General features: G+C 48.7%; 18 protein-coding genes. 9 read left to right on the top strand and 9 right to left on the bottom strand.

Annotated features, from left to right (window positions below; all coding sequences use genetic code 11):
- Positions 1 to 102: 102 nt before the first annotated feature.
- Entirely contained in the window at positions 103 to 2121 is a 2019-nt protein-coding gene (locus ACYVK4_RS15385; RefSeq protein WP_461128408.1) for a putative porin, read from the bottom strand.
- Between the two features lie 52 nt (positions 2122 to 2173).
- The gene (lpxK, locus tag ACYVK4_RS15380; protein ID WP_461128407.1) at positions 2174 to 3238 is read right to left on the bottom strand and encodes a tetraacyldisaccharide 4'-kinase; all 1065 of its coding nucleotides are present in this window, start codon (positions 3236 to 3238) and stop codon (positions 2174 to 2176) included.
- Positions 3239 to 3322: 84 nt separating this feature from the next.
- Between lpxK and ACYVK4_RS15375 the strand changes: the two genes are divergently transcribed.
- The 4 genes from ACYVK4_RS15375 to ACYVK4_RS15360 are packed head-to-tail and all read left to right on the top strand — an operon-like array spanning position 3323 to position 6900.
- Positions 3323 to 4423: an o-succinylbenzoate synthase gene (locus tag ACYVK4_RS15375; protein ID WP_461128406.1), complete on the top strand. Its 1101-nt coding sequence runs from the start codon at positions 3323 to 3325 to the stop codon at positions 4421 to 4423.
- Positions 4424 to 4437: 14 nt separating this feature from the next.
- On the top strand, positions 4438 to 5940 hold the full coding sequence (locus tag ACYVK4_RS15370; protein WP_461128405.1) for a helix-turn-helix domain-containing protein: 1503 nt from the start codon (positions 4438 to 4440) through the stop codon (positions 5938 to 5940).
- 17 nt (positions 5941 to 5957) lie between these two features.
- Complete coding sequence (locus ACYVK4_RS15365; RefSeq protein WP_461128404.1) at positions 5958 to 6332, top strand: hypothetical protein; 375 nt, start codon at positions 5958 to 5960, stop codon at positions 6330 to 6332.
- Between the two features lie 37 nt (positions 6333 to 6369).
- Entirely contained in the window at positions 6370 to 6900 is a 531-nt protein-coding gene (locus tag ACYVK4_RS15360) for a GNAT family N-acetyltransferase (RefSeq protein ID WP_461128403.1), read from the top strand.
- Positions 6901 to 6919: 19 nt separating this feature from the next.
- Here ACYVK4_RS15360 and ACYVK4_RS15355 read toward each other — a convergent pair whose 3' ends face one another.
- Together ACYVK4_RS15355 and ACYVK4_RS15350 are read right to left on the bottom strand one after the other, a co-directional pair.
- Positions 6920 to 7390: a CAP domain-containing protein gene (locus ACYVK4_RS15355; protein ID WP_461128402.1), complete on the bottom strand. Its 471-nt coding sequence runs from the start codon at positions 7388 to 7390 to the stop codon at positions 6920 to 6922.
- A 77-nt stretch (positions 7391 to 7467) separates the two neighbouring features.
- Positions 7468 to 8892 (bottom strand): SDR family oxidoreductase, encoded by a 1425-nt coding sequence (locus tag ACYVK4_RS15350; RefSeq protein ID WP_461128401.1) that lies wholly within the window; start codon positions 8890 to 8892, stop codon positions 7468 to 7470.
- Positions 8893 to 9228: 336 nt separating this feature from the next.
- Here ACYVK4_RS15350 and ACYVK4_RS15345 point away from each other — a divergent pair, with 336 nt between their 5' ends.
- On the top strand, positions 9229 to 9555 hold the full coding sequence (locus ACYVK4_RS15345; RefSeq protein ID WP_461128400.1) for a hypothetical protein: 327 nt from the start codon (positions 9229 to 9231) through the stop codon (positions 9553 to 9555).
- A 128-nt stretch (positions 9556 to 9683) separates the two neighbouring features.
- Here ACYVK4_RS15345 and ACYVK4_RS15340 read toward each other — a convergent pair whose 3' ends face one another.
- On the bottom strand, positions 9684 to 12308 hold the full coding sequence (locus tag ACYVK4_RS15340) for a DUF7133 domain-containing protein (protein WP_461128399.1): 2625 nt from the start codon (positions 12306 to 12308) through the stop codon (positions 9684 to 9686).
- A 464-nt stretch (positions 12309 to 12772) separates the two neighbouring features.
- Between ACYVK4_RS15340 and ACYVK4_RS15335 the strand changes: the two genes are divergently transcribed.
- Entirely contained in the window at positions 12773 to 14461 is a 1689-nt protein-coding gene (locus ACYVK4_RS15335; protein ID WP_461128398.1) for a tetratricopeptide repeat protein, read from the top strand.
- A gap of 803 nt (positions 14462 to 15264) precedes the next feature.
- Here ACYVK4_RS15335 and ACYVK4_RS15330 read toward each other — a convergent pair.
- The gene (locus tag ACYVK4_RS15330) at positions 15265 to 17532 is read right to left on the bottom strand and encodes an aconitate hydratase (protein WP_461128397.1); all 2268 of its coding nucleotides are present in this window, start codon (positions 17530 to 17532) and stop codon (positions 15265 to 15267) included.
- A gap of 291 nt (positions 17533 to 17823) precedes the next feature.
- Here ACYVK4_RS15330 and ACYVK4_RS15325 point away from each other — a divergent pair, with 291 nt between their 5' ends.
- Positions 17824 to 18279 (top strand): CHRD domain-containing protein, encoded by a 456-nt coding sequence (locus ACYVK4_RS15325; RefSeq protein WP_461128396.1) that lies wholly within the window; start codon positions 17824 to 17826, stop codon positions 18277 to 18279.
- A 71-nt stretch (positions 18280 to 18350) separates the two neighbouring features.
- On the opposite strand, the gene ACYVK4_RS15320 is transcribed toward ACYVK4_RS15325, so the two are convergent.
- The 3 genes from ACYVK4_RS15320 to ACYVK4_RS15310 form a co-directional block, all read right to left on the bottom strand.
- Positions 18351 to 18818 carry an Hsp20/alpha crystallin family protein gene (locus ACYVK4_RS15320; RefSeq protein ID WP_461128395.1) on the bottom strand — a complete coding sequence of 156 codons (468 nt, stop codon included), beginning with the start codon at positions 18816 to 18818 and terminating at the stop codon, positions 18351 to 18353.
- A 59-nt stretch (positions 18819 to 18877) separates the two neighbouring features.
- Positions 18878 to 19144 (bottom strand): hypothetical protein, encoded by a 267-nt coding sequence (locus ACYVK4_RS15315; RefSeq protein ID WP_461128394.1) that lies wholly within the window; start codon positions 19142 to 19144, stop codon positions 18878 to 18880.
- A gap of 324 nt (positions 19145 to 19468) precedes the next feature.
- Positions 19469 to 19951 (bottom strand): GNAT family N-acetyltransferase, encoded by a 483-nt coding sequence (locus tag ACYVK4_RS15310; protein WP_461128393.1) that lies wholly within the window; start codon positions 19949 to 19951, stop codon positions 19469 to 19471.
- Positions 19952 to 20118: 167 nt separating this feature from the next.
- On the opposite strand from ACYVK4_RS15310, the gene ACYVK4_RS15305 reads away from it, so the two are divergent.
- Both ACYVK4_RS15305 and topA read left to right on the top strand, forming a co-directional pair.
- The gene (locus ACYVK4_RS15305) at positions 20119 to 20892 is read left to right on the top strand and encodes a hypothetical protein (RefSeq protein WP_461128392.1); all 774 of its coding nucleotides are present in this window, start codon (positions 20119 to 20121) and stop codon (positions 20890 to 20892) included.
- Between the two features lie 480 nt (positions 20893 to 21372).
- Positions 21373 to 24048 carry a type I DNA topoisomerase gene (topA, locus tag ACYVK4_RS15300; protein WP_461128391.1) on the top strand — a complete coding sequence of 892 codons (2676 nt, stop codon included), beginning with the start codon at positions 21373 to 21375 and terminating at the stop codon, positions 24046 to 24048.
- Positions 24049 to 24073: the final 25 nt, after the last annotated feature.

The raw sequence follows: 24073 nt of genomic DNA, 5'->3' as shown, positions 1-24073 counted from the left end.
GAAATGAATGCAATCGAAAAAAACACTACGCAAACATAACGACTACTTGCTATACGTTAAGAAGCAGTAATCCCTCATCTCTTACCTGTTTTGTGGTTAAGATCAGTCAAATAAATACCAGTCAACTCCAAAAGCGAACCCACGGCGTATCTGCAAAAAGTCGGGCGCAACGTAGTATCCGGGTGTTACCAGGCCCTGATTGGCATGGGTCAACTTAATAAACAGACGGGTTCGGTTAATACGCAAATTCGCATATAAGTCAGCCAGTACATAGCCTTCTACCTGTTGCCGGTTTTGCAGGTGGTATTGTTGCGTCAGCGGCATATACGCATCGGCGTAGTATTTTGATTTGTAGTGTAAATCAATCCCTGTCTGGATATACAACACCTTGGCATACAGAAACTCGTACTGAATCCGGGTGTTTACGAATAGAGGTGGCATTCGAATAACGTCCGGCCCTTCCTTGGCGGTATAATAGGCCAATCCCGAAATCAAAAATTTACCGAGCTGCAGGTGATACCTTAAACCAGGCCGAACGATGCTTATCGGCGAATTTTCCTGCTGAACCACCCCTTTTTCATCAAAGTAAATGTAATTTTTTACCAGATAATAGTCCAGACTTGGCTCCAGCCGAAGCTTCCTGTAGGCAACATTCAGCTTTCCATAGGCATGCCAGTAATCGCGTTTGATAAGGGGAAGCAGCCCATTCGATGGATCAGGCCAGTTGTAGACCTTACTCTGAAAGCGCTCCTGTACGAGTGTGGGCTGGATGTTCACATACGAGCCCCCAGCCGTCAAAAACTTACTTTCTACCTGGACCTGTAAACGTCGGCTTCCATCGGCTCCTAACTCCGCTTCGGCGGTTAGCCGGGACAGACTGTCCGGGAAATAATACCCAAGCCATCCGCCTGCAAAGGTCTCCAGACCGACCGTTTGGTATTCGTTATACTGCGTTCGGGAGGTGTTGTAGCGCGACTCCTGCTTATAATTACGAATACGGAGATACGCCCGATAATTGAACGAAGCTCCTTTGTATTGAGCGATTCCTTTTATACCAAATTGATTCTCAAGCAGGCGAAACCGGGCATGTTGCTCAAGGCGGGATGTATCCCCTAAAATGGTGGGATAAAATCGCCGGGCGTTTCCCGCTGTCGTTAATAGCGCATCGCTCTGATTCAGGCTCAGTGTATCGTCCTGATAAAAATTCTTCTGAGTCTGATAATCAAATTTATGATAGAGCTGAAAGCCTTTTTCGAGGATGTACTGGTGATAAACGTGCCAGTTATTTCGAATATCCCAGCCGTGTGGCCCCTGCACAGTTGAACTCCCGCTCCGAAGACGGGAGTCGCCGGTATAGTTAAACGGAATGGGTACACCATCAGCGGTCTGACCGGGTAAAACGCCCCCCTGCTCATCCAGGCTGTGGTTCATATTAATGAAGTTCGCCAGCAGGGTGTATTTATCATTCTTGGACCGGTAATTTGTGTGTAGCTGAACACCCCAATTTTGCGCTAAAAGTTTGTATGGATCATTATTACCGCTCGTACCAAACTGTTTTTGGGAGGTAAAGCGCTGCACATCAAAACCCACATTCCAGCGTGGATTAATGTTCTGCGACATATCAAAACGCAAAATGTTCTGATTATTTCCCCCCAGCGCGATATACATATCCGTGAAGGGGGATTTAGTATCAAAATATTTTACATCCTGAGCCTGATACGCGTAGGGCGAGAAGACATAATAGCCCGATTGAGCGCCAAGCTGCTGGGGTGTTTGCAGGAAAACGGGGCGCATGGGTGTACCCAGCGTGCCTAAATCCTGGTACAGGTTTTTACTCCGCTGAACGTAGGTGAACCGATGGACATCGTCCATGGTCGTATCGAGGGTGTACAGTTTGCGCCGGTTATTGAAAATGTCGTCTTCCAGAACGAAACGGGTCGACTTAGGGCCATAAATTACTTTCGTCGAATCGTCGATGCCGTTGGTACCCGTTGTTGACGTCGGCATACTCTGCCGCCCCCCGAAACCACCCGGCACCTGGGTGCTGCCCGGAAACTGTTGCGCCCACCCGTTGAGCGTGATGCTTAGACTGAAAAGAAAGAAAAGAAAACTACGCTTCATCAGGTCAAAAGTACGGCAAAACGTCGGACACACATTCGTTGTCAGGGTTTAGTTAACGATTTTTAAGGCTTGATTGATCTAAAAATTGCGAAAAGCCCTGCTCATGGCCGGGCAAAAACTGAATGGCAACCGGCAAATAGTACAAGGGCAATGAAGCCCGTTCCTCCGGTGTTATCAGGGCATCCAGTTTAACCCAGTCTTTTTCGGTGGTAAGCAGGGCGACGTCGGGTCCAATGTCTGCCAAAATAGTGTCCAGTTCAGCCCGGGTGTAAGCATGGTGGTCGCCAAAACAAAGGTGCTCCTGCATGGCAAAGGTTTGCTGAACATACTGCTCCAGCGGCCGTGCATTGGCCAACCCCGACACCAAAATAACCTTCCTGATTAGCCGGACAGGTGGCTGTTTCGCGAAGGAAACCGGGTCGCTGTATTGCAAACCAGCAAAAAAGATGGGGGTTTCCGCTCGTGCGTACGGCCGGATTTTCGCACAAATACGCTGCTGCTCGGTAGCAAATAAGTTGGCGGGGCATTTGGTTACGACAATTGCATCGGCCCGACGGGCTCCTTTTCGCCGTTCGCGAAGTCGTCCGGCAGGAAATGGGTAGTCTTCGTAGATTGGTCGATTATAATCCATCAGAAGGATGGAAAGGTGGGGATCAACGGCCCGGTGTTGAAAGGCGTCGTCCAGCAACAACTGCCGGGTTTCAGGGTAAAGTTTCAACAAAGAAACAATAGCCTCAACCCGGCGCTCACCCACACAGACGCGAACGAATGGAGAAAATTTGCGATACAGTTGTAGGGGTTCATCGCCGATTGTCCCGGCAGTGTCGGTGGCTGTAGCCAATCGAAAGCCAGTCGTTTTTCGACCGTACCCTCGACTCAGGGTAGCGGTTTCCCCCGACTTCATTTTGGCAAAAATTAAAGACCGTTTAATCAAAAATTCAATCATGGGTGTTTTTCCCGTACCGCCAACTGTCAAATTGCCCACTCCAATCGTATAGATTGACGGACGAGTTGATGTTAATAAGTGACTGCTAAATAGCCAATTACGTAAGTCTGTTATAAGTCCATAAAGTCCACTGAATGGAAAGAGTAGCCATTTACCCACTAAACGTTTCATTAATAATTTCGTAATATTGCCAGCTTGAGCAGTCAAAATTAGTACTTTTAGGACTGGGAATTCCCGTCCTCACCGTTTGGTACAATGAGTTTACGAGCCGACTACCTGAAATACACGTTGCATTTTCGCTTCGAAGCGGGTACGTCACGCGGCACCCTAACGGAAAAAACGTCCTACATAATACGAATTTTCGATGATGAGGCCCCCTCACTCATCGGCTATGGAGAATGCGGACCGCTAAAAGGGTTGAGCTTCGATGATCGCCCTGATTTCGAAGCCATGCTCGATCAATACTGCGATGAGTTTACGGATATGGATCTGCAGCTGTTTAGCTGGAATATTCCGATTATCCTCAATCAACTGATCAGCCCATCGTTTCCAAGCATTTTATTCGGTTTTGAAACGGCTATGCTCGACTTTCTGGCGGGTGGGCAGCGTATCATTCAGGCTTCTGACTTTACCACCGGCCAGCGCTCTTTACCCATTAATGGGCTGATCTGGATGGGCAGTCAGGCATTCATGCAGAAGCAGATTGACGAAAAACTTCTGGCTGGCTATACAACCTTAAAATTAAAGATCGGGGCAATCGATTTTGAGCAGGAATGCGACCTGCTCGCGATGATCCGGGATCGGTTCCCGGCAGACCAGATCACGTTGCGGGTCGATGCGAACGGCGCTTTTAAGCCTTCGGATGTGCTAACAAAACTCGAACGGCTGGCTACTTTTGATCTGCACTCCATTGAACAACCCATACGAGCCGGCCAGCCCGACCTGCTGGCTGACCTCTGCCAGCACTCGCCCCTGCCGATTGCGCTGGATGAAGAGCTGATCGGGCAGATGGAATATGTCAATAAATTCAGGCTGCTTAAAAAAATACAGCCTCAGTATATAGTCCTGAAACCTACATTACTGGGCGGGTTGCGCCATTGTGATGAGTGGATCGAATTAGCCGGTCGCCTGAATATCGGGTGGTGGCTTACTTCGGCCCTCGAATCCAACATTGGTTTAAATGCCATCGCTCAGTACACGGCCCAGTTTAAGCATCTGCTGCCGCAAGGACTGGGCACTGGTCAATTATACCACAACAATGTTGACAGTCCCCTGGTCGTTGATCATGGACATCTCTTATACGACCCCGCCCAGTCCTGGAACCTGAGTCCGCTTCTGGTTGATGCATCTCACTAACCACGTGTTTCCCCTTGAATCTACCCGCTGATCATATCCGCCTGCTGTTTGGCTTGAAGCTGCGTCAACTCCGGCTCGACAAAGGGCTGTCTGTAAGCGAATTAGCCCTAAAATCAGGCTTATCAATTTCGTATGTGACTGAAATTGAAAAAGGCCGAAAATACCCCAAGGCGGATAAAATATCGGCACTGGCCAACGCCATGCAGGTAGACTATGACACCCTGGTATCGCTTAAACTGAGCAAAAAGTTAGAGCCGATTTCGGACCTGCTCCGGTCGAAATTCCTGACGGAAGTGCCCCTTGAGCTGTTTGGAATTGACCCATCCGATTTGCTGGAACTGCTCGCGGAAGCACCTGCCAAAGTGAGTGCCATGATTCGAACCTTCATGGACATTGCCCTCAGTTACAACATGAGTGTCGAACGGTTGTACCTGACTATGTTGCGGTCTTATCAGGAAATGCATGACAATTATTTTCCTGATATAGAAGCCGATGCCGATCGATTCCTGTCTGAGTTTGCTCCGGCACCCGAGCAGCCCGTTACGGAGGGATTGCTGGTCAACTTGCTCAAAACGAGGTATAATATCAGCATTGAATATTTCGACCCCCTCACGCAACCGGAGCTGGTGGCTTTGCGATCAGTGTACCGGCCGGAACAGCATACCTTACACCTCAACGCTGGCCTCTCTGTCGAACAACGTTCGTTTATCTTGTCACGGGAAGTTGGGTTTCAGTTTATGTCGCTCAAAAACCGGCCTTTCAGCTATTCCTGGGTTGAGGCCGAATCGTTTGAGCAAATTCTGAACAACTACAAAGCCTCTTATTTTGCCGGGGCTATCCTAATTCGCAGGGCTTCGCTGGTGGCTAAACTAACCGATCTGTTTGCCCGAAACACCTGGAGCAACGACGATTTTTTGACGCTAATCGAGGACTTTGGTGCCACACCCGAGCGTTTCTTCTATCGGTTGAGTAATGTCCTTCCGAGTGCATTCGGCATCGATCAACTATTCTTTTATCGGTTCAACCATACGCCCGGTCAAACAACCTTCCAGTTGACCAAAGAGATGCACCTCTCCCGCAAGCAGGGGCCGCGCGGTATCATGGACGAACATTTTTGTCGACGGTGGATTGCCTGGACCATTTTACAGGAGCTTCAGTTTTTACAACAAAACAAAGGGTTTGATGAAACCCTATGCCGGGCTCAGATCTCGGAATATTACGATAGCGGACAGCAATACTTAATTATCTCGGTTGCGCATCCTTTTCAGGCGGTTGGTCAGCAGAACATAAGTTTATCTATGTGTTTTGCGGTCAATGATGCTTTGAAGAGCAAGATGAAATTCATGTCGACCCCTCCTGAGGCCAACCCACCAAGCGAAGTATCGTTCCGGGTTGTGAATGAAGCCTGCGAACGATGTGGTATTTTCGATTGCCGCGAGCGGGTTGCCGCCCCAACCGTCCTTCAGAAAAAAAGGCAGTTTGCGGCTATGAAAAAGGCCATTGAAGCATTGCGGTAAATCAAATTCGATCCCTTATGAAATCAGTACGTCGGTATGTAATCGTCATCGGTTTAGTGTTCTTAGGGATTGCTTTTGCTTATTTTTATCAACAGTATCTGGGCGAAGACGTTGATCCTCAAACGAAATTGCCACCCAGTTCAGTTATTCAAAAACGGCTGAATGCCATTATTACCGACACCGCCCGAAGCGAAGCCCAAACAATCACCTTTCCGCAGGCCCTGAAAATCGATTATGTGGATATGGAAAGTCGGGAAGCGTCCAGTTTCTATATTGCTTACCCTGACCGTGTTCATGTAGCTATTGGTGATACGGTCTCTAAAGACAAAGGCGAAAAATTGGTACTCGTTTATAAAAAACAGGGGACTGTAGCCTCTGTGCCAGTCGAGTGAGCGAAGAAAGTATACCTTTGGTTCTTGTTGACTGACTATGCAATTCGTCCGAATAAACCAGGCCCACCCCTTCCTGGAAAGCATCCAACTGTGGTATGAGAATTCGTTCCCGCCCTCCGAACGGCGAACGTTTTGCGATTTGCTTCGGCTCCTCCCCTATCCCGAAATGCACCTGTGTGGCCTGGTGAGTGAAGACAAGCTCGTTGGCTTTATCATTTACTGGCAGTGGGAAGAATGTCTGTTCGTTGAGCATTTTGCCATTGATCCGGGCCTGCGTGGCAGGCAGTATGGGCAGCAAGCACTCGACATAGTATTCAGGCAATCCGCTTCCTATGTTGTTCTGGAAGTTGAATTACCAAATGACAACCTCAGCATACGTCGGATTGCATTTTATGAACGCCAGGGTTTTTACCTGAATGTGTTCCCTTACGCTCAACCGCCCTACCAGCGCGGAAATCCTTCGATACCGATGCATTTATTATCGACGCCAGCGATAACCAGTCAACAGCTGTTTACCGAATTTTCCACCCTCATCTACGAGCGTGTTTATCAGCGTTTTTACGACTAGTCCTAATCATCCGGGATTGTCACAATTGCGCACCGAATAATTGGCAATAGTAATAACGATTCTGTTTACTGGGGCCGGCAATGCCAACACCGATATCTGTCAGGTCTTTAAACAACAAGTTCTGGCGGTGTCCTTTCGACTCCATCCACTGCCCGACAACAACAAACTGGCCATCCAGTCGCGTATTCATGGTGATATTTTCTCGTATTTGCCTAAACGAGTAGCCCACCCGTTTGGCTTTATCATCAAGTCCCATCCCGTTTAGGGTGTGGCTCAATTGATCTTTAGCCGCCATGAGTTCGGCATACTGCTGTGCCGCCAGCATTAACTTCTCATCTGGCTTTAAAGCGGGTAATCGTTTACGGACTCGCTGCTGGTTCGTTGCTTCGATAATGGCTTCCTTTTCACGGACAAGGTTAGGGATCTGTACAATATTTGTCGAGGAATTCAAAGGCTTTACGTAAGCCTTGGTTTGCGGTAAGGGTGCCATGAGGTTAAAACACATCAGAAACCAGTGACACAGCTTAATAAAGATAACATTTCCTATTAAGGTCATAATTATTATGGTTAAGGTTGGGCCAGTTTTTGAATCATGCCCTGAAAAATGTACCCATGAAAGGGCAGCACAGCATACCAGTAAAGCCGCCCCCAGATTCCCAGCGGCCGGAAGGTGGCCGTTTGCTCTAGTGTGTTGTCGCTGTTAAGTTTAAATTCCAGCCAGGCTTCGCCCGGCAGTTTCATCTCTGCATACAGGAGCAACCGTTTCTGTGATCGGCTGGCTAACAAAACGCGCCAAAAATCCAGGGCATCTCCGGCCTTGATGCGGCTTGGGCTTCGGCGACCCCGGCGCAGGCCTACCCCACCCACAACCTGGTCTATCAACCCACGAAGCGCCCAAAGCCAGTTGGCATAATACCAGCCCGTTTGCCCGCCAATACACCAGATCCTATCTAATGTCCGGTCGGCATCAGCAATCTTGATCCGTCGATGGTCTTTATAACAACCCTTCACCGGTACCTCAATATACTGGGCCATTCCTTTATATAGAACCGGAGTAGCCAGGGCGTCTTTCCAACTGGAGACAACTTCATTTTGTTCAATCTTATCAAAGGCCATTTCTATGGCCTCTTTATAAGGAATCAACTTGATACCAAGCAAGGTATCCAGCATATTTGGTAAACCCACCACCTCAACGTTCATACTGTCGACCAGATGACAGGCCAGTGGATATGAAGTTGCCGTCACAAAATACAGCCAGTAGGAAGAGAGTCTCGGGGTCATCACCGGTACAACAAATATGGTGCGTTTCAGGCCCCTAACCTGGGCAAATTGAAGAAGCATTTCCTTATAGGACAGCACATCCGGGCCTCCAATATCATAACTGGCCTGGTAGGTTTCCGGACGCAGCAAAACACCCGCCAGGAAAGCAACGACATTTCGGATAGCAATGGGCTGGCAACGGGTATGCAGCCAACGCGGAGCAATCATAACGGGTAGTTTTTCGACCAGATCACGAATAATCTCGAAAGAGGCACTCCCCAACCCCACAATTATTCCCGCCCGCAGGGTCGTTAACGGTATACTGGCCGCTGCCAGTATGCTTTCCACCTGTTGTCGGGACTGCAAGTGCTTCGACAAGTGTTGTTGGTTGACAATTCCGCTTAAATAAATAATCTGGCGTGCTCTGCTCGCCTGAACAGCTTCGACAAAGTGCTGAGCTGCGGTGGCTTCCAACTGCGTAAAATCACCCGTTGGTGAGGCCATCGAATGAATTAAATAAAAAGCGGCATCAATATCCTGAGGAATGTGCGAAAGGGTATCCTTTTTAAGGAAATCAACTTCAATGACCTGTACATTAGGCGAATCGGTTTCCGGCGCCTGAAACCGAAGCCTATCCCGAACACAACAAACAACCTCATGGTCGTCCTGTAGCAATATAGGCAGCAACCGCTGGGCGATATAACCGGTGGCTCCCGTCAGCAGGATTTTCATTTATTTCCAGTTTAATGACCCGACCTTTCGCGCCATGGTACAGGTCAGACAAACGGGTTGTTAATCCCTAAAGTTTAGATCATTTTTTTGATTTAAGGGATAAAATGAATCATTCAATTGTCCGTACACAGGCTCGACCTATCGCCAGTAAGCTCCTGCAATTTTAAGGTAAATTTAAAGTCAGATTAAGCTCTCATTAAGTTGGCAGTTGTTGCTTTGCAAGGTCACCTATACAAAGGACAATCGGCTAATAAGTGCCGTACCTATTTCAGCTGTACAGGCATCCGGATTGGTCAAGGCAGGAAAAACTATTTAAAACCATTAATCAATCAAGTTATGAAAAAAGTAATTGCAGCCAGCGCATTGTTAATCGCCATTACCTCCTACGCGACTAACGCTCAATCGACCAATAGTTCGTCAACAAATACCGGTACCACAACCGGCACCCAGACGTCCACCAGCACGAGCGGTGTCGGAACAACCTCGGGCAGCCAGGGCAATACAAAAACGAATGGAACAATGTCCACTATGCCAACCACCACGACGGGAAGCACCAGCGGCTCAAGTATGACGTCGACTTCCGGTACTACGAGCGGCAGTTCGTCATCAACCGCTACAACACCGCCTAAAACGAATACGAGTGGTACGCCACCGCGTCGCTAGTTTTTAAATTGATTCATAACAAAAGAGTTTGGTTCAGGCTGTTATACCTGACCAAACTCTTTTGTCTGTAGAGCCCTGTGTATTAAGGGCTGGTTTTCTAGGCCTACCCCTAAGAGGTGCCTTTACGTTTATTTCTGTTGGGACAGAAATGTGATCAGTGAGGCAAACTCGTCGTAGGATAAGGCATTGGCTAAACCCGTTGGCATCATGGATGAGTCCAGTTCTTTTCGACTGAGCAGGTCAGCCTTTTTGATCGTATACACTTGGCCCGTAATATCCCGCATAACAAGCCGTGAAGCTGATTCTTCCGTGATAAATCCAGTATAGCTCTTATTCCCTTTTGCCGTTACCGACACTGAGGCAAATCCCTGCGAGATGGATGCATTAGGTTTAAGAATGGATTCGGCGATTTGTTCCCGGTTCATGATCGATCCAATCTGTCCCATAAATGGGCCTTTCATCGTCTCACTCTTTGACAGACTGTGGCAGGCCACGCAGCCCTGTTGTGTAAACAAGGTTTTGCCAAGGGCCGCATCGCCCGGCAGTTTGGCCATCGCCAGCATGACATCTTCGATAGAGGCTTCACCAACCTGGCCTTTTTTACTCCGGATCTTCTCCAGATCAACTTTATTCTCCTGCTGAACAACAACCGGCTCTTCAACGCCGAACTCGGGAATATCCAGCCGAAGCCGACTGTTGAGATCGATAAAGTACTGTTTATCGGCAGCTTTTTGCCACTCGCTCAGCAGCAGGGTTTTGATTGCCGGAGACGATTCCCAAACAATCGACTTGTAATAAGGCCCATGGGTATCCGGACGGGTACTCCACCACCACGACGCATCATAAGGCGCTTCCTGTTTGTATAAACGCCCGAGTGTGGTTAGTATCTGATTTTTTAAACCAGCGTTAGTAGTCTGACCATAGGCATTAATTAGACCACTGACTGCTTCGGGAGTGTGCATATACCGCAGAGCCCAAAGCGCCAGGGGCGCGTTTGGCGAGTTGATTGCTTGTACACAGGCCGTTACGGCATTTAGCTTTACCAGCGACCGTACGGCCAGATGGGCGGGTACTATGGCGGCATTGGGGGTGGCGTGGGGGCCTTCAACATCTTTACCGGGTGCCATAAAAGTATTGGGTACTTCAACCTGAAGCAGGGTGGCAGCAGCTTCGCTTCGCTCCAGACGACCCAACCCGATCAATGCAGCCACCTGCACCCGCTCCGACGGGTCTTTCACGCCCTGTAGGAAAGGCTCAAGCGGTATCTTATTGACGAATGGCTTCCGGTCGGCCAGTGCCCGGAGGGCAAACTCCCGGACGGACGGATCCTTCGTGAGCTGTACCAGTTCATCAATTCCTTTTTCTCCTGTTGCCTGGGCATACGTGAAGATTCCAGCCACCCGGCAGGCCAACGGCATTTTCTGATCCTCGGCAACCTTTAACGCAATTTTGGCAGTTTGTTTCTCAGGTCGGGTGAGTAACTCCTGCGAGGCATTGAACCGCGCTACCGCACTTTTCGAAGTTAACAATTTTCCCAGGTCTTTTACCGACGCTTTTTTGAGGTTCGGGAAAGCCTGATAGCTCCAGTTTTGGGGAATCGCCCGCACCACAAAGCCTTTGTTGGGATTACCGGAATAACCGGCGCCATTCCAGGCCGCCATATACAGCCGACCTGATCCATCCACGTCGATATCCGTAATCTGCGGGAGTTTAATAAAGGCTTCCTCCTGTTGCGTGAAGGTACCTTTGTCGGGCGTAACGCGGTGTATGTACAGTTCATTACGGCCCCAGTCGGCCATCATGGGCACCTGGTTGTATTTTTGCGGCCACGTGGGTTCATCCATAAACAAAGCCCCGGTACCCGATCCACCCCCTACATCGACCAGGGCCGGCAGAATTTCGTCGGTAAAATGCTTGAACAACACCGGGTAGCCATACTCCGCCGACTGCAGCTGATGGCTAAACCGGATATTCCAGCCACCACCATCATTGGTATTGTCGCGGGTAAAGACATTCATATAGGGATCAATGGCCACATCGTAAATATTTCGTGTACCATGGGAGAAAATCTCCATCTCGGTCCCATTGGGTCTTACCCGTACAATGCCCCCGCCAAGCATGGTCAGCTTTTTACCCGACCGGTCTACGGCATCATGAAAACCAAAGTCGCCCACGGCAATATAGATCCAGCCATCAATCCCCATTCGGATACCGTTGGTCGCGTGATCGACGCCCCGCTCCTGAATAAACTTGACATTGCTGATGTGCTCAACAAGTGGTCTGGAAGGACCGTCGGCTACGCCGTCCCCATTTTTATCGTCAAAAACGACCAGATTCATGCCTGTAGCCTTCCCTGTTTCGGCCGAGAATATGGCGTGCAGTACATACACCTGATCACCCAGCGCGATGATGCCGCGTGGGTTATTTACACTGGCAAAGGTTGTATGCTCATCTACTTTTCCGTCATTGTTCCTGTCGACCAACCGAACGATGGCACCCATGTTCGGCTTTTTCCCCAACGACCCCTGCTTGTCCACTCCAACGAATACTTCGCCGGTTGGGGCAACAGCCAAACAGGCCGGACTGGGTGTTAAGTCAGGGCCCGTGAATTCCGTTACCTGTAGGTTCGGCGGGTAATCCGGGGCATGGATAGTGGCTGGTGGGATGTCTGGTCTTTTGAGTAGTCCCAAGTTTCCATCCAAGCCGAAGCTGAACAGAAAAGCGGATAGGAAGCTAATTGAAATCTTAAACATGCGTTGTCAAAAAAATAGTAATTGCTAAAATCTAGGTTGCTTTCGAAGTAAAGCAAAAAATGAGAGTAGTTTAACCAGTCCGGTACGAGTATTCCGGAAAACGCAACTGGAGCGGGCAGCGTGTACGAATTTACTACCATTACGTTTGAGGTAGTCCTGGGATCATCATTACGTATAAGCAGGAAGCTGGCCTATTGTTGTTGACGAGCTCGGTAAATTTCTGACCGCTCAATTAACGAATTCGTCACATTAATAATCTTGTCATGCTTGACCCCTAAAACAGGCAGGTCATTAGTCCAAACTAAGGCTGCTTGTTTGCCGTAGATCGGTTAAAGATGTCTACATAGCGATCCGTTTCTAAGCCAATTCTAATAAATCATTAAGCTCTCTCTTAGTTTGAGAATGCACTTTGCGGGAGCCACGGCAAACGATATTGTTTGTTAATTGGCTAAAACCTACGCAACATGAAAGCTCAACTGACATTTTTAATGATTTCAGGTTTTGCGGTTGTCGCCTTCGGGCAGACTCCAGCGCCTGACGCCAATACACTGATGAACCTTGGCCGGTTCGATGAGGCCAACCAACTCCTCAACCGGAATGCTCAGCAGAACCCATCCATGCAAACTTTATTCGATGCCGGGTATGGTTACCTCCGGGCCGGCCAGCCGGATTCCGCCCGAATCTGGTTCGAAAAAGGTCTTCCAATGGATGAAAAACGGGTACCGCTTAACGAAACCGGTATAGCCATTGCGTATCTGGTCAAGAACGACCTTACAAATGCCGACCCGAAACTGGCTCACGTCATTGACCGAAGTAAAGGAAAGAACGCAGATATTCTGTACAGAATTGGTGAAGCTTACACAGGTTATTTAACGCCGGGAGATGGTTCCATCAAACCCGTTTACCCAAAAGTTGTAAACGCAGCAAAAGCCATCGACTTTCTGAACCGCGCTACCGAACGGGACAAGAAAAATGCTTCCATTCAGCTGGCTCTCGGCGATGCGCATTATTTGAATAAAGATGCCGGTACGGCTGTCACTCGGTACGAAAGTGCTCTCGAACTGGGCATGAACCCATCGCGGGTGTATCAACGCATTGGCGATATTTACTGGCAGGGGCGCAATTTGAACCTGGCGGTTGAAAATTACAAAAAAGCTATTGACGCTAATAAAGGCTATGCCCCGGCCTACAACCAGTTAGCCGAATTATACTTCCTGGTTAATCGCTATAAAGAAGCCGCCAATTACATGGACCAGTACGTTCGGGTATCGAATGACGTTCGGCAACCTACCCTGCTCCGTCAGGCACAGTTCCATTTTCTGGCAAAAGATTACCAACAGGCCGTTAATCTCATCGACAGCAACCAGACAGCCCTGGGTCAGAACCCGATCATCTATCGAATTAAAGGGTGGGCTTACTCTTCCCTGAAAGAACCGCAGAAGGCAATCGAGAACATCAATACCTTCCTGGAGAAATCTCCGGAGAAAGCCATGCCTGATGATTATAAATACCTTGGCCGGGCCTATATGGCCACCGATAGTGCAAGCGATGATTCTCTGGGCGCTGTTTTCCTGGCGAAAGCCGCCCCCTTCGACACAACGGAGAATCTGTACAGTGACCTGGCCAAGTATTATTATCGGGCCAAGAAACACCCCGAAGCAGTCTCCATGCTTGACTCTGCAGCTAAACATGGTTTCAAAGCCGATGTACAGGATTTGTTTCGGTATGGCATGAGTAACTACACGCTTGGATTCCAGCGCGATAGTTCCGGTAAGCTTCAGCGGGATACCTTACGTTTTGCGCTCGCCGATTCAGCGCTGGCACTGGCTCAAAAAGGGTCGCCAGATTATGCGCCCACGGTGCTCTACAGGGCCAAAGCCAACTATTATGCCTATACCCCCGAAGAAGCCGTTCGCAATGGGAAAGCAAAGCCCTATTTTGAGCAATTTATTACCATGGTTGCAGACAAAGAAGAGGAGCGCAACCGCTACAAAAAGGATCTTATTCTCGCCTTCAAATACTTGATCTCCTACGAGGAACTCGTCACAAAAAATACAAATACCCGTCAGGAATGGATCACAAAAGGACTTGCTTTATTTCCCGAAAATAAAGACCTGGTCAAAATTGCTGCTCCCGAAGCCGACGAACAGTAAACACCTTTTTCATTGTTGAACATGAAAGGACCGCTACTTAAGCTTTGATCTTGGGTAGCGGTTTTGTGTATTAAAGACAATCAAATAAGCCCGAATTAATTCCTAAATAAGGGCCTCTCTATAGTTCGCTTGCTACTTTCTGACCTACGAGTTAACAACGGTAATCGCCCTCCTTTACGTCTTACACCCTGTTTACCCGCTTAAGCTATGCAACAATAGGACTTTAAATGTAGCAACAAGGCAGTGTACGAACGCTCGCCAAGCATAACAACCTCCGCTCATTGGCTGTGGGCAATATTCAAGTTCTATGAACTAACAGCCGGTTTACCTGATACGCTTTTCGAGACGTCGAAAAACGGGAGTTGGAGACAGATTGGTGCTAAAGGAGAATTTACGGAGGCTACTATGCTGGAATCAATGGGGGCTTTCTCTGGACTGTCGAAAATGGCACCCTTCTCAAAACCAGCATTCGTGAAATGAGTTGGATACAGGTTGGCAATAAAGGCGATGGGAAAATACCGTCGCGATAATTGTTGACCAGGGCGTATTATGGAGCTTTGAGAAGAACGACACTATATTTCGTGCCGATATGAATGGCCATTCGGTGCAGGTTGGGGGCGTGCTCTGTTAAAAGATGTTACGCTCATCGTAGCCATGAATGGCTTGTTGTACGTCGTAATAAATGGTGCATTATATCAGACAGTAGGACGAACAGAACGCGTAAAAAATCATTTTAACAAACAAAAGCAGCCGATCGTCTTCAAGACGATCGGCTGCTTTTATAACTACCCTTTAACGTAGGCTTACGCGTTTTGCTTCATCCGTATGATGTTCAACGCGGCACCCGCCTTGAACCACTCAATCTGACCCTCGTTATAGGTATGATTGACCGGGAAGGTATCCGTCGTTCCATCAGCATGATGCAATCCAATTTCGAGCGGACGACCCGGAGTAAACTCCGTTAATCCGTTGATATCGATCACATCATCTTCCTGGATTTTATCGTAATCGGCAGGATTGGCGAAGGTCAGCGCCAGCATACCCTGCTTTTTCAGGTTGGTTTCGTGGATACGGGCAAATGACCGAACAAGGATAGCCCGAACGCCCAGGAACCGAGGCTCCATGGCAGCGTGCTCACGCGAAGAACCTTCACCGTAGTTTTCGTCGCCAACCACAATCGATCCAATACCAGCCGCTTTGTAGGCCCGCTGAACAGCCGGCACCTCACCATACTCACCGGTTAGCTGATTTTTAACGGTGTTCGTCTTCTCGTTATAGAAGTTGACCGCACCGATCAGCATGTTGTTCGAAATATTGTCGAGGTGGCCACGGTATTTCAACCAGGGGCCCGCCATCGAAATGTGGTCGGTGGTACACTTGCCTTTCGCTTTGATCAGCAACTTCAACCCTTTCAGGTCAGTACCTTCCCAGGCTGCAAACGGAGCCAGTAACTGCAAACGATCAGACGTCGGGCTCACGAGTACCTGAACACCCGAACCATCTTCGGCTGGTGCCTGATACCCGGCATCATCAACGGCATAGCCATTCAGCGGCTGCTCGATACCCTGTGGCTCATCCAGCATAACCTGCTCACCCGCTTCGTTGGTCAGCGTATCGGTCATGGGGTTAAACGTCAGGTCACCGGCAATAGCGAAAGCTGTCACGATTTCGGGCGAGGCCACGAACGCGTGCGTGCTGGCGTTTCCATCGTTCCGCTTGGCGAAGTTCCGGTTGAACGAAGTGATGATTGAGTTCTGGCGGCTTGGATCGTCCATGTGACGTGCCCACTGACCGATACAGGGACCACAGGCATTAGCCAGCACGACACCACCAATTTGTTCGAAGGTGTCCAGCAAACCATCCCGTTCGGCCGTGAACCGAACCAGTTCAGAACCGGGCGTTACAGTAAACTCCGCTTTGGTTTTCAGGTTTTTGGCTGTTGCCTGAGCGGCTACCGAAGCTGAACGGGTCATGTCTTCGTAGCTGGAGTTGGTGCAGGAACCAATCAGTCCCACTTCCAGCTTGGCAGGCCAGTTATTTTCTTTCACCGCTTTGGCAAAGTTCGACAAAGGCCAGGCGAGGTCGGGGGTGAATGGACCGTTAATGTGTGGTTCCAGTTCCGTCAGGTTAATTTCGATCAGTTGATCGTAGTAAGATGCCGGATCAGCATACACTTCGTCATCAGCACGTAGGTCTGCCTGAACCGCCGAAGCCGCATCAGCAATCTCAGCGCGATTCGTTGCCCGGAGGTAATCGCCCATTTTTTCATCATAGGCAAAAATCGACGTTGTCGCGCCAATTTCAGCACCCATGTTACAGATCGTGCCTTTACCAGCCGCCGACAGTGTTTCGGCTCCTTCGCCGAAATACTCCACGATGCAGCCCGTTCCACCTTTAACGGTCAGAATACCGGCAACGCGCAGGATAACATCTTTCGCCGATGACCAGCCGCTCAGTTTCCCCGTTAGCTTAACACCAATTAATTTTGGCATTTTCAACTCCCAGGCCAAACCGGCCATCACATCACAGGCATCGGCACCACCCACACCGATAGCGATCATACCTAAACCGCCTGCCATTGGCGTGTGCGAATCGGTACCGATCATCATACCGCCCGGGAAAGCATAGTTTTCCAGAACCACCTGGTGAATAATGCCACCACCCGGCTTCCAGAAACCAATACCATACTTGTCTGATACCGAAGCCAGGAAGTCGTAAACTTCTTTATTTTTATTTTTGGCAATGTCCAAATCTTTTACTGCCCCTACTTCAGCCTGAATCAGGTGATCGCAGTGAACCGTTGATGGCACAGCCACTTTCGGACGACCGGCCTGCATAAACTGCAGAAGGGCCATTTGAGCTGTGGCGTCCTGCATGGCTACGCGGTCTGGCGCAAAGTCCACATAGGCTTTACCCCGCTCAAACGCCTGGGTTGTTTCACCGCCAAAGAGGTGACTATACAAAATCTTTTCCGACAGGGTCAGCGGTTTGCCCACTGCCTGCCGAGCGGCTTCGACGCGTTTGCCGAGGTTAGCGTAAACGCGCTGAATCATGTCTAAATCAAAAGCCATAGCAAGTAGGAATAAAAAAACAGATTACTGAAAGGGATATTCTCTTTAAAACAACCAAGGAATCCAAATATGGATTCAGGTTTGCGGGTCAAAATTAGAAGATTCTGACTCGTTTTGGAAATATTCCCCTGAATGGATACTAAACAACCGTAAAGTTGGGGGTAATTCTGAGGAATAACCCAGTTTACAGGACCATCAATAGAACAAAATAGATAATAAACTTAACTTGGTGGCAGAAATTCAATGACTAAAATCAGCAACCCCACAATCATTCTATTGAAAACAAACTTTATGAAGAAGAGAAACGCCTTTCTTTCTGCTATTACCCTGTTGGCTATCGGGTTCACGGTAGCTTCCTGTAGCAGTGATGAGAACCCAACGGTTATCTCCACAGTAACCCGGTTAGGAGCCTCGTTAACGGGTTCCGGCGAGAAACCTACTGGCAACCCGTCAACTGCAACGGGTACGTTTGTCGGCAGTCTGAACACAACGACTCGGGTACTTAGCTATACCGTTACTTATCAGGGCCTAACGCCAACGGGCGGTCACTTACACAAGATTGTCAACGCAGATGGTACAGGGCCCGTAGATATCCCATTCCCAAGCCTGACATCGCCCATCATTGCGACCTCACCGGTTCTCCGCCAAACCCAGGTCGATAGTTTGCTGGCTGGTCAGTATTACGCCAACATCCATACCGCTACCTATAAAGGTGGTGAAATCCGTGGGGAGGTAAAAAAACTGTAACCCGTTGACAGCAAAAAATAAAAAGCCCCGGCTTGTAGAAGCCGGGGCTTTTTATTCATCTAAACGTCCGATCAGGCAACGCTAATCGTTTGCGCCGGTTTGTTGGTGGCCGGATTTTTCGGCAAAATCACCTTCAGAATCCCATTTGCATAGCTTGCAGATATACTCTCCGTCAACACCTTCTCATTGAGTCGGAAAGCACGTTCAAATGAACGGTCACCGTGCTCCTGGTGGGTATAGTTTGCGGTTGTTGAATCAGCCTTTTCAGTTGACTCGCTGCCTGTATAGGCGATGGTCAATACATCGTCCTTCACCGAAAGTGTCACATTTTCTTTAACGATACCAGCGGCAAATACGGAGAGTATAAATTCCGTTTCGGTTTCCTGAATGTTGACGGGTGTCTGTTGAAAGCCCCATCCGTGTCGTCCACCCATTGGGCCGCCCCAGAATCCGCCAAATTTACCGCGTCCCCATTTACCCCGGCCCATTGATCCACAGCCCCCTTTATGGTCTGATTGAAATCCCTGCTTATTATACATGATTGTCTGTTTTTAGTCTTGTGTTTACTGATTGTTTTTGATTGTGTGTGTTCACTCGCTTAGCTGATCGGAATGATACGGGCGAAACTCGCCTGGTTCACCGGTGAACGATAACCAGGACTATCGATAGAAATAATATCCGATGATTGCCACGGCCCCCGATTGAACTGGCCAAATGCTCGTCTGCCCGCTAAGCGGGGGCCAACGACCCGTATAACCAGCCCAATGCCTAATGCCACTAAAAGTACTTTTAATAGGAGTGATACCAGAAACAGTACCAATCCAGCCGCCAGCGCTACGCCAGCTATTCGCCATATGATATTCATGTTATAAATTCATTAATTGGTTGTAAGACCTGGTAAGGACAGTCTATCGATTGTAGCGAAAAGTAACGGCCGATCTTTCGGTACAACGAATGCCTGTTTGGGGCCTTTGTAAGGTTGACGCATAAGCCCTTACTTTTACTTTAACCAAATGAGAATTTTTTTTCAGAGAATGAGTCTAAGCGAATTCAATCTTCGTCCAAAAAAAGAAACCCTTCATCCATTTAACTGACTATCAGCGGCCTAGCTTAGCTTACCAGAATTATTCAGTGAGTTGAGATACGTAAAAAAAAGTGTATTGGAGCTAACTGAATCTGTTTTCTGGAGTTAAACCTGCGTCTGTTCGTCGTCCAGTTTACGTTTCATTCCCTCGTGTGTAGCCACGAAGCCCAATGATTCATAAAATCGTAAAGCATCCGGTCTTCGCTTATCGGTCGTTAGCTGCACCAAATGACAACCTTTCTCTTTGGCTCGTTGGATAACATAGTCAAACACAGCGGTACCTATACCCTGCCCCCGGTAGCTGGAATGGGTTCTAACAGCCTCAACTTGTGCCCTGCGCCCACCCTGGTAGGTCAGATATTGGATAAAGGTTAGCTGAAAAGTCGCTACGATCTCGCCGTTTAGTTCGGCAACTGTCAATTCTTGATTCGGGTCCTTGTGAATTTCGTCAAATGCCTTCTTATACTGCTCCGAAACTGATGGTTTAGTATTTTCCCGTAACGCACCGAGGGTGTCGTCGGAAAGCATCTGGACAATTACTGGAAGGTCGGCCACAGTAGCCAGTCGGAAAATAAGTTTTACATGCATATACAATGGCGCTTGCTTTTATGCTCATGTAAAGCCGTTTCAGTTGGTCCATTTCCTCACTTTACAAAAAATTAGGCAAGCTTGGAACAATATTCAACGTTAACCCAACACATCAAACTATATTAATCCCATAGGCATTAGTCTAAATTAATGTAACCTCTCTCGTTATGAAAAAAGTGATCATTGGCGCAGCCGTTCTGGCTGTTGGGCTCGTTGGGTACGCCTGTAAGAAAGACACCGACAATCCAATTACTGTGCCGACACCCGTTTTATTTGCCGCATCCTTAAGCAACTCCGGCGGATCGTCAACGTCTGCGGGTACCGGTACGTTTACAGGAAGCCTGAATCAGGGAAGCACTTCCGGTTCTACGCAAACGTCGAACGTATTAAGTTACACAGTAACGTATTCGGGTATATCACCAACGGCGATTACGCTCGACCCCGTTGGATCGACATCAGGAACGAATAGCAACAGCATACTCCTGGCGGGTACCCTACCATCGACAATTACAAACCCTGGCAGCGGTACAAGTACGATACCCGGTAGCGGAACCACAACGAACCCCGGTAGTGGAACGACTACTGACCCCGGCAGTGGTACGACAACAACACCCGGTAGTGGAACCACAACAACACCGGGTAGTGGCACGACTACTGACCCCGGAAGCGGGACAACAACCACACCCGGTAGCGGGACAAGTACGACTCCAGGTAGCGGGACAACAACCACACCCGGTAGCGGGACGAATACGACTCCAGGTAGTGGCACAAGTACGACCCCAGGAAGTGGAACCGCCGTTACACTTTCATCACCGTCCAGTGGAACGATTTCAGTTTCACAAGCTCGGGCAGATAGTCTTCGAAACGGGCTATACCGGGTAAACCTGCGTACCTCCAGCTATCCAAATGGTGAAATTGGCGGTACTGTTCAGATTCGATAATTCATACGATTGCCAAACAGGCAAAAAAATGGCTCCACCAGGAATGTGGAGCCATTTTTTTTGCCTGTTTGGTACGGTTCAAGCCAAAGTAATAGATGTACGAATCCACTGCACAGGGTTAGGCGTCTTTATACATTGAATTCAGAATATGCATAATTGAAGTTAATTGTTGGAAAAAATCAAAAATTATTCATTGGGTTAAAACAAAGGGGGTGAACAGCTTGATCTATGAAGAAATCAGCTATTGTTTTGACGAAAAATAGGCCTTTTTAGCCCATTTATAGGGGTTTTTGCCGGGGAATACGAACTGAGATTACTCCTCGATTGTTAGCTGTATATAATCCCTACAGTAGCCCCGCAATCCTCTTTTTTTGTTTCATCTTAGATTGCTTGTCATGCACAAGTCAGTGCTTTTGCGTCTATATTTGGCTCGATTCGTGGTAAATGGTAGCGGAGACAGTTTCAATCTAAATATCGATTATGTCGAAAAACTTAGTCATAGTGGAGTCGCCGGCGAAGGCGAAAACCATTGAAGGCTATCTGGGAAAAGACTTTACTGTGAAGTCCAGTTTCGGTCATGTCCGCGATTTGCCTAAAGATGGGCTGGCCGTTGATGTGACGAATGGTTTCCGTCCGTCTTATGAAATTTCGCCCGATAAGAAGAAATTAGTTAGCGAATTAAAATCACTGGCCAAAGCCGCTGACGAGGTTTGGCTTGCGACGGATGATGACCGGGAAGGGGAAGCGATTTCGTGGCATTTAAAAGAAGCGCTTGGCCTTCGGGATAATACCAAACGCATTGTTTTTCGTGAAATCACAAAAAACGCGATCCTGAACGCGATCAAATCGCCCCGGACGATTGATGTTGATCTGGTCAATGCCCAACAGGCACGGCGCGTTCTTGACCGTTTGGTTGGCTATGAGCTCTCTCCGGTCCTGTGGCGTAAAATTAAAGGAGGCAGTACGGGCCTTTCCGCAGGACGTGTGCAGTCGGTAGCCCTTCGATTGGTGGTAGAGCGCGAACGCGAAATCGATAAACACTCGGCTAAGTCATCGTTTAAAGTGACCGCCCAGTTTATCGTTGACGGCAATAAAGTGCTGAACGCTGAACTTCCCAAGAATTTTGCGACTGCCGGAGAAGCCCGCGCTTTTCTGGAAGCCTGTGTGGGTGCTTCATTCACCATCAAAAATCTGGAAACGCGTCCCGCCAAAAAATCACCGGCACCACCTTTTACCACTTCTACCTTACAACAGGAATCATCCCGTAAACTGGGCTATTCGGTCGATCGGACCATGCGAATTGCCCAGAACCTATATGAAGCGGGTAAAATCTCCTATATGCGTACCGATTCGACCAACCTCTCTCAGGAGGCTATCGACAAGGCAGTGGCGGAGATTGGGTCGGAATTTGGCGAGAAATACATTCAAACCCGGCAGTTCAAAACAAAAAACGAATCTGCTCAGGAAGCGCACGAAGCCATCCGACCAACAAATTTCAATGATCGAAATGCTGGTGGCGATCGCGATCAAAAACGACTTTATGAACTGATCTGGAAACGGGCTATTGCCTCGCAAATGGCCGATGCCCAGCTCGAACGAACAACCGTTACCATAGGCATTCGGTTTGTTAACGGTGCAACCACGATCATTCAGGCAAATATTGACGATAGTCCGTTTGCGGAAACCGTCACCCCCGCTAAAACGCAGTCTTTCCCAAATGAGCTGGTAGCTCAGGGCGAGGTTATTAAGTTCGATGGATTTCTGCGCGTTTATCTCGAGTCGAAAGACGACGAGGACGATGAAGACGCAAAGGGAATGTTACCGCCTTTGACCATTGGGCAGGGACTGAACCTTGGACAGATGAAAGCTACGGAGAAGTTTACCCGGCCACAACCGCGTTATGCCGAAGCCTCTCTGGTAAAAAAGTTGGAAGAAATGGGTATTGGTCGCCCGTCAACCTACGCGCCAACGATCTCCACGATCGTTAACCGGGGCTACGTAACCAAGCAGGATAAGCCCGGTCAGGAGCGTAAATACATTGAGTATACGCTGCAACGTGACCAGATCAGTGAAACCAGTGGTAAAGAAACATTTGGCTCCGAAAAAGCCAAGCTTTTCCCAACAAACACGGGTATTGTGGTCAACGACTTCCTGGTCGAATACTTTCCCGATATTGTGGATTATAAGTTCACCGCAACCGTCGAGAAGGATTTTGATGAGATTGCCGATGGCCGAATGAACTGGCAGAGTATGCTTCAGGGCTTTTACGGGGACTTCCATAAAAACATTGAAGATATACAGGGCTCTTCGATCGTGTCCTTTAAAACCGGTGCGCGCGATCTGGGACTGGACCCCCGAAGTGGTAAAAAAATATCGGCTCGCTTAGGGAAGTATGGTGCTTATGCCCAGATTGGCGAATCGACGGACGACGAAAAACCACAATATGCCAACCTGCGCGACGGTCAGTTGATTGAGACGATCACCCTACAGGAAGCACTTGACCTGTTCTCCCTGCCGCGGGAAGTTGGTTTCTTTGAAGATAAGCCCATGATCATCGGTATTGGCAAGTTCGGCCCTTACGTGAAACACGATGACAAATATGTGTCACTCTCGAAGGAAGACGACCCCTACACCATTGATGAGGGTCGGGCTATAGAACTGATCCAACAGAAACGCGCCGAGGCCGTTAGTGAAGCCTTAGGTGAGTTCGAGGGCAAGATCGTCAGTACGGGTAAAGGACGTTTTGGTCCGTATGTTAAGTTTGAAGATAAGTACGTGTCGCTTCCCCGCAATGAATCATTAGCTGGTTTAACGCTGGAGCGGGCGATAGAGCTGATTCAGGCAAAACGACTGGTTGAAGCCAATAAATATATTAAGGAATTTCCGGAAAATCCGGCTGTTAAAGTCATCAACGGCCAATACGGCCCCTATTTGGCCATTGGAAAACGAAATGTAAAGATTCCAAAGGACATAGACCCGGCAACGCTAACGCTTGAGGATTGCCTGAAACTCGGTGGGGATGACCCTGCCGCCAAGCCGGCAAAAAAAGCGGCTGCGAAAGCCCCCGCCAAGGCCCCGGCTGCTAAAGCAAAAACGGCAACGGCAGTGGCCAAAAAACCCTCTGCCACGGCGAAAAAAGCAGTTTCAAAGAAATAAAGGCATCCGTCTGGACATTTATGCG

It is taken from the genome of Spirosoma aerophilum (genome assembly GCF_054782495.1).
This window is presented reverse-complemented; position numbering and strand designations above follow the sequence as displayed.

Bases quoted from the DNA above. Each gene is read 5' to 3' on its own strand.
- ACYVK4_RS15320 (WP_461128395.1), bottom strand. From the start codon at position 18,818: ATGTATAATAAGCAGGGATTTCAATCAGACCATAAAGGGGGCTGTGGA.
- ACYVK4_RS15305 (WP_461128392.1), top strand. From the start codon at position 20,119: ATGAAAAAAGTGATCATTGGCGCAGCCGTTCTGGCTGTTGGGCTCGTT.
- ACYVK4_RS15315 (WP_461128394.1), bottom strand. From the start codon at position 19,144: ATGAATATCATATGGCGAATAGCTGGCGTAGCGCTGGCGGCTGGATTG.
- ACYVK4_RS15360 (WP_461128403.1), top strand. From the start codon at position 6,370: ATGCAATTCGTCCGAATAAACCAGGCCCACCCCTTCCTGGAAAGCATC.
- ACYVK4_RS15375 (WP_461128406.1), top strand. From the start codon at position 3,323: ATGAGTTTACGAGCCGACTACCTGAAATACACGTTGCATTTTCGCTTC.
- ACYVK4_RS15355 (WP_461128402.1), bottom strand. From the start codon at position 7,390: ATGGCACCCTTACCGCAAACCAAGGCTTACGTAAAGCCTTTGAATTCC.
- lpxK (WP_461128407.1), bottom strand. From the start codon at position 3,238: ATGAAACGTTTAGTGGGTAAATGGCTACTCTTTCCATTCAGTGGACTT.
- ACYVK4_RS15325 (WP_461128396.1), top strand. From the start codon at position 17,824: ATGAAGAAGAGAAACGCCTTTCTTTCTGCTATTACCCTGTTGGCTATC.
- ACYVK4_RS15385 (WP_461128408.1), bottom strand. From the start codon at position 2,121: ATGAAGCGTAGTTTTCTTTTCTTTCTTTTCAGTCTAAGCATCACGCTC.
- ACYVK4_RS15335 (WP_461128398.1), top strand. From the start codon at position 12,773: ATGAAAGCTCAACTGACATTTTTAATGATTTCAGGTTTTGCGGTTGTC.
- ACYVK4_RS15350 (WP_461128401.1), bottom strand. From the start codon at position 8,892: ATGAAAATCCTGCTGACGGGAGCCACCGGTTATATCGCCCAGCGGTTG.
- ACYVK4_RS15345 (WP_461128400.1), top strand. From the start codon at position 9,229: ATGAAAAAAGTAATTGCAGCCAGCGCATTGTTAATCGCCATTACCTCC.
- topA (WP_461128391.1), top strand. From the start codon at position 21,373: ATGTCGAAAAACTTAGTCATAGTGGAGTCGCCGGCGAAGGCGAAAACC.
- ACYVK4_RS15330 (WP_461128397.1), bottom strand. From the start codon at position 17,532: ATGGCTTTTGATTTAGACATGATTCAGCGCGTTTACGCTAACCTCGGC.
- ACYVK4_RS15340 (WP_461128399.1), bottom strand. From the start codon at position 12,308: ATGTTTAAGATTTCAATTAGCTTCCTATCCGCTTTTCTGTTCAGCTTC.
- ACYVK4_RS15365 (WP_461128404.1), top strand. From the start codon at position 5,958: ATGAAATCAGTACGTCGGTATGTAATCGTCATCGGTTTAGTGTTCTTA.
- ACYVK4_RS15310 (WP_461128393.1), bottom strand. From the start codon at position 19,951: ATGCATGTAAAACTTATTTTCCGACTGGCTACTGTGGCCGACCTTCCA.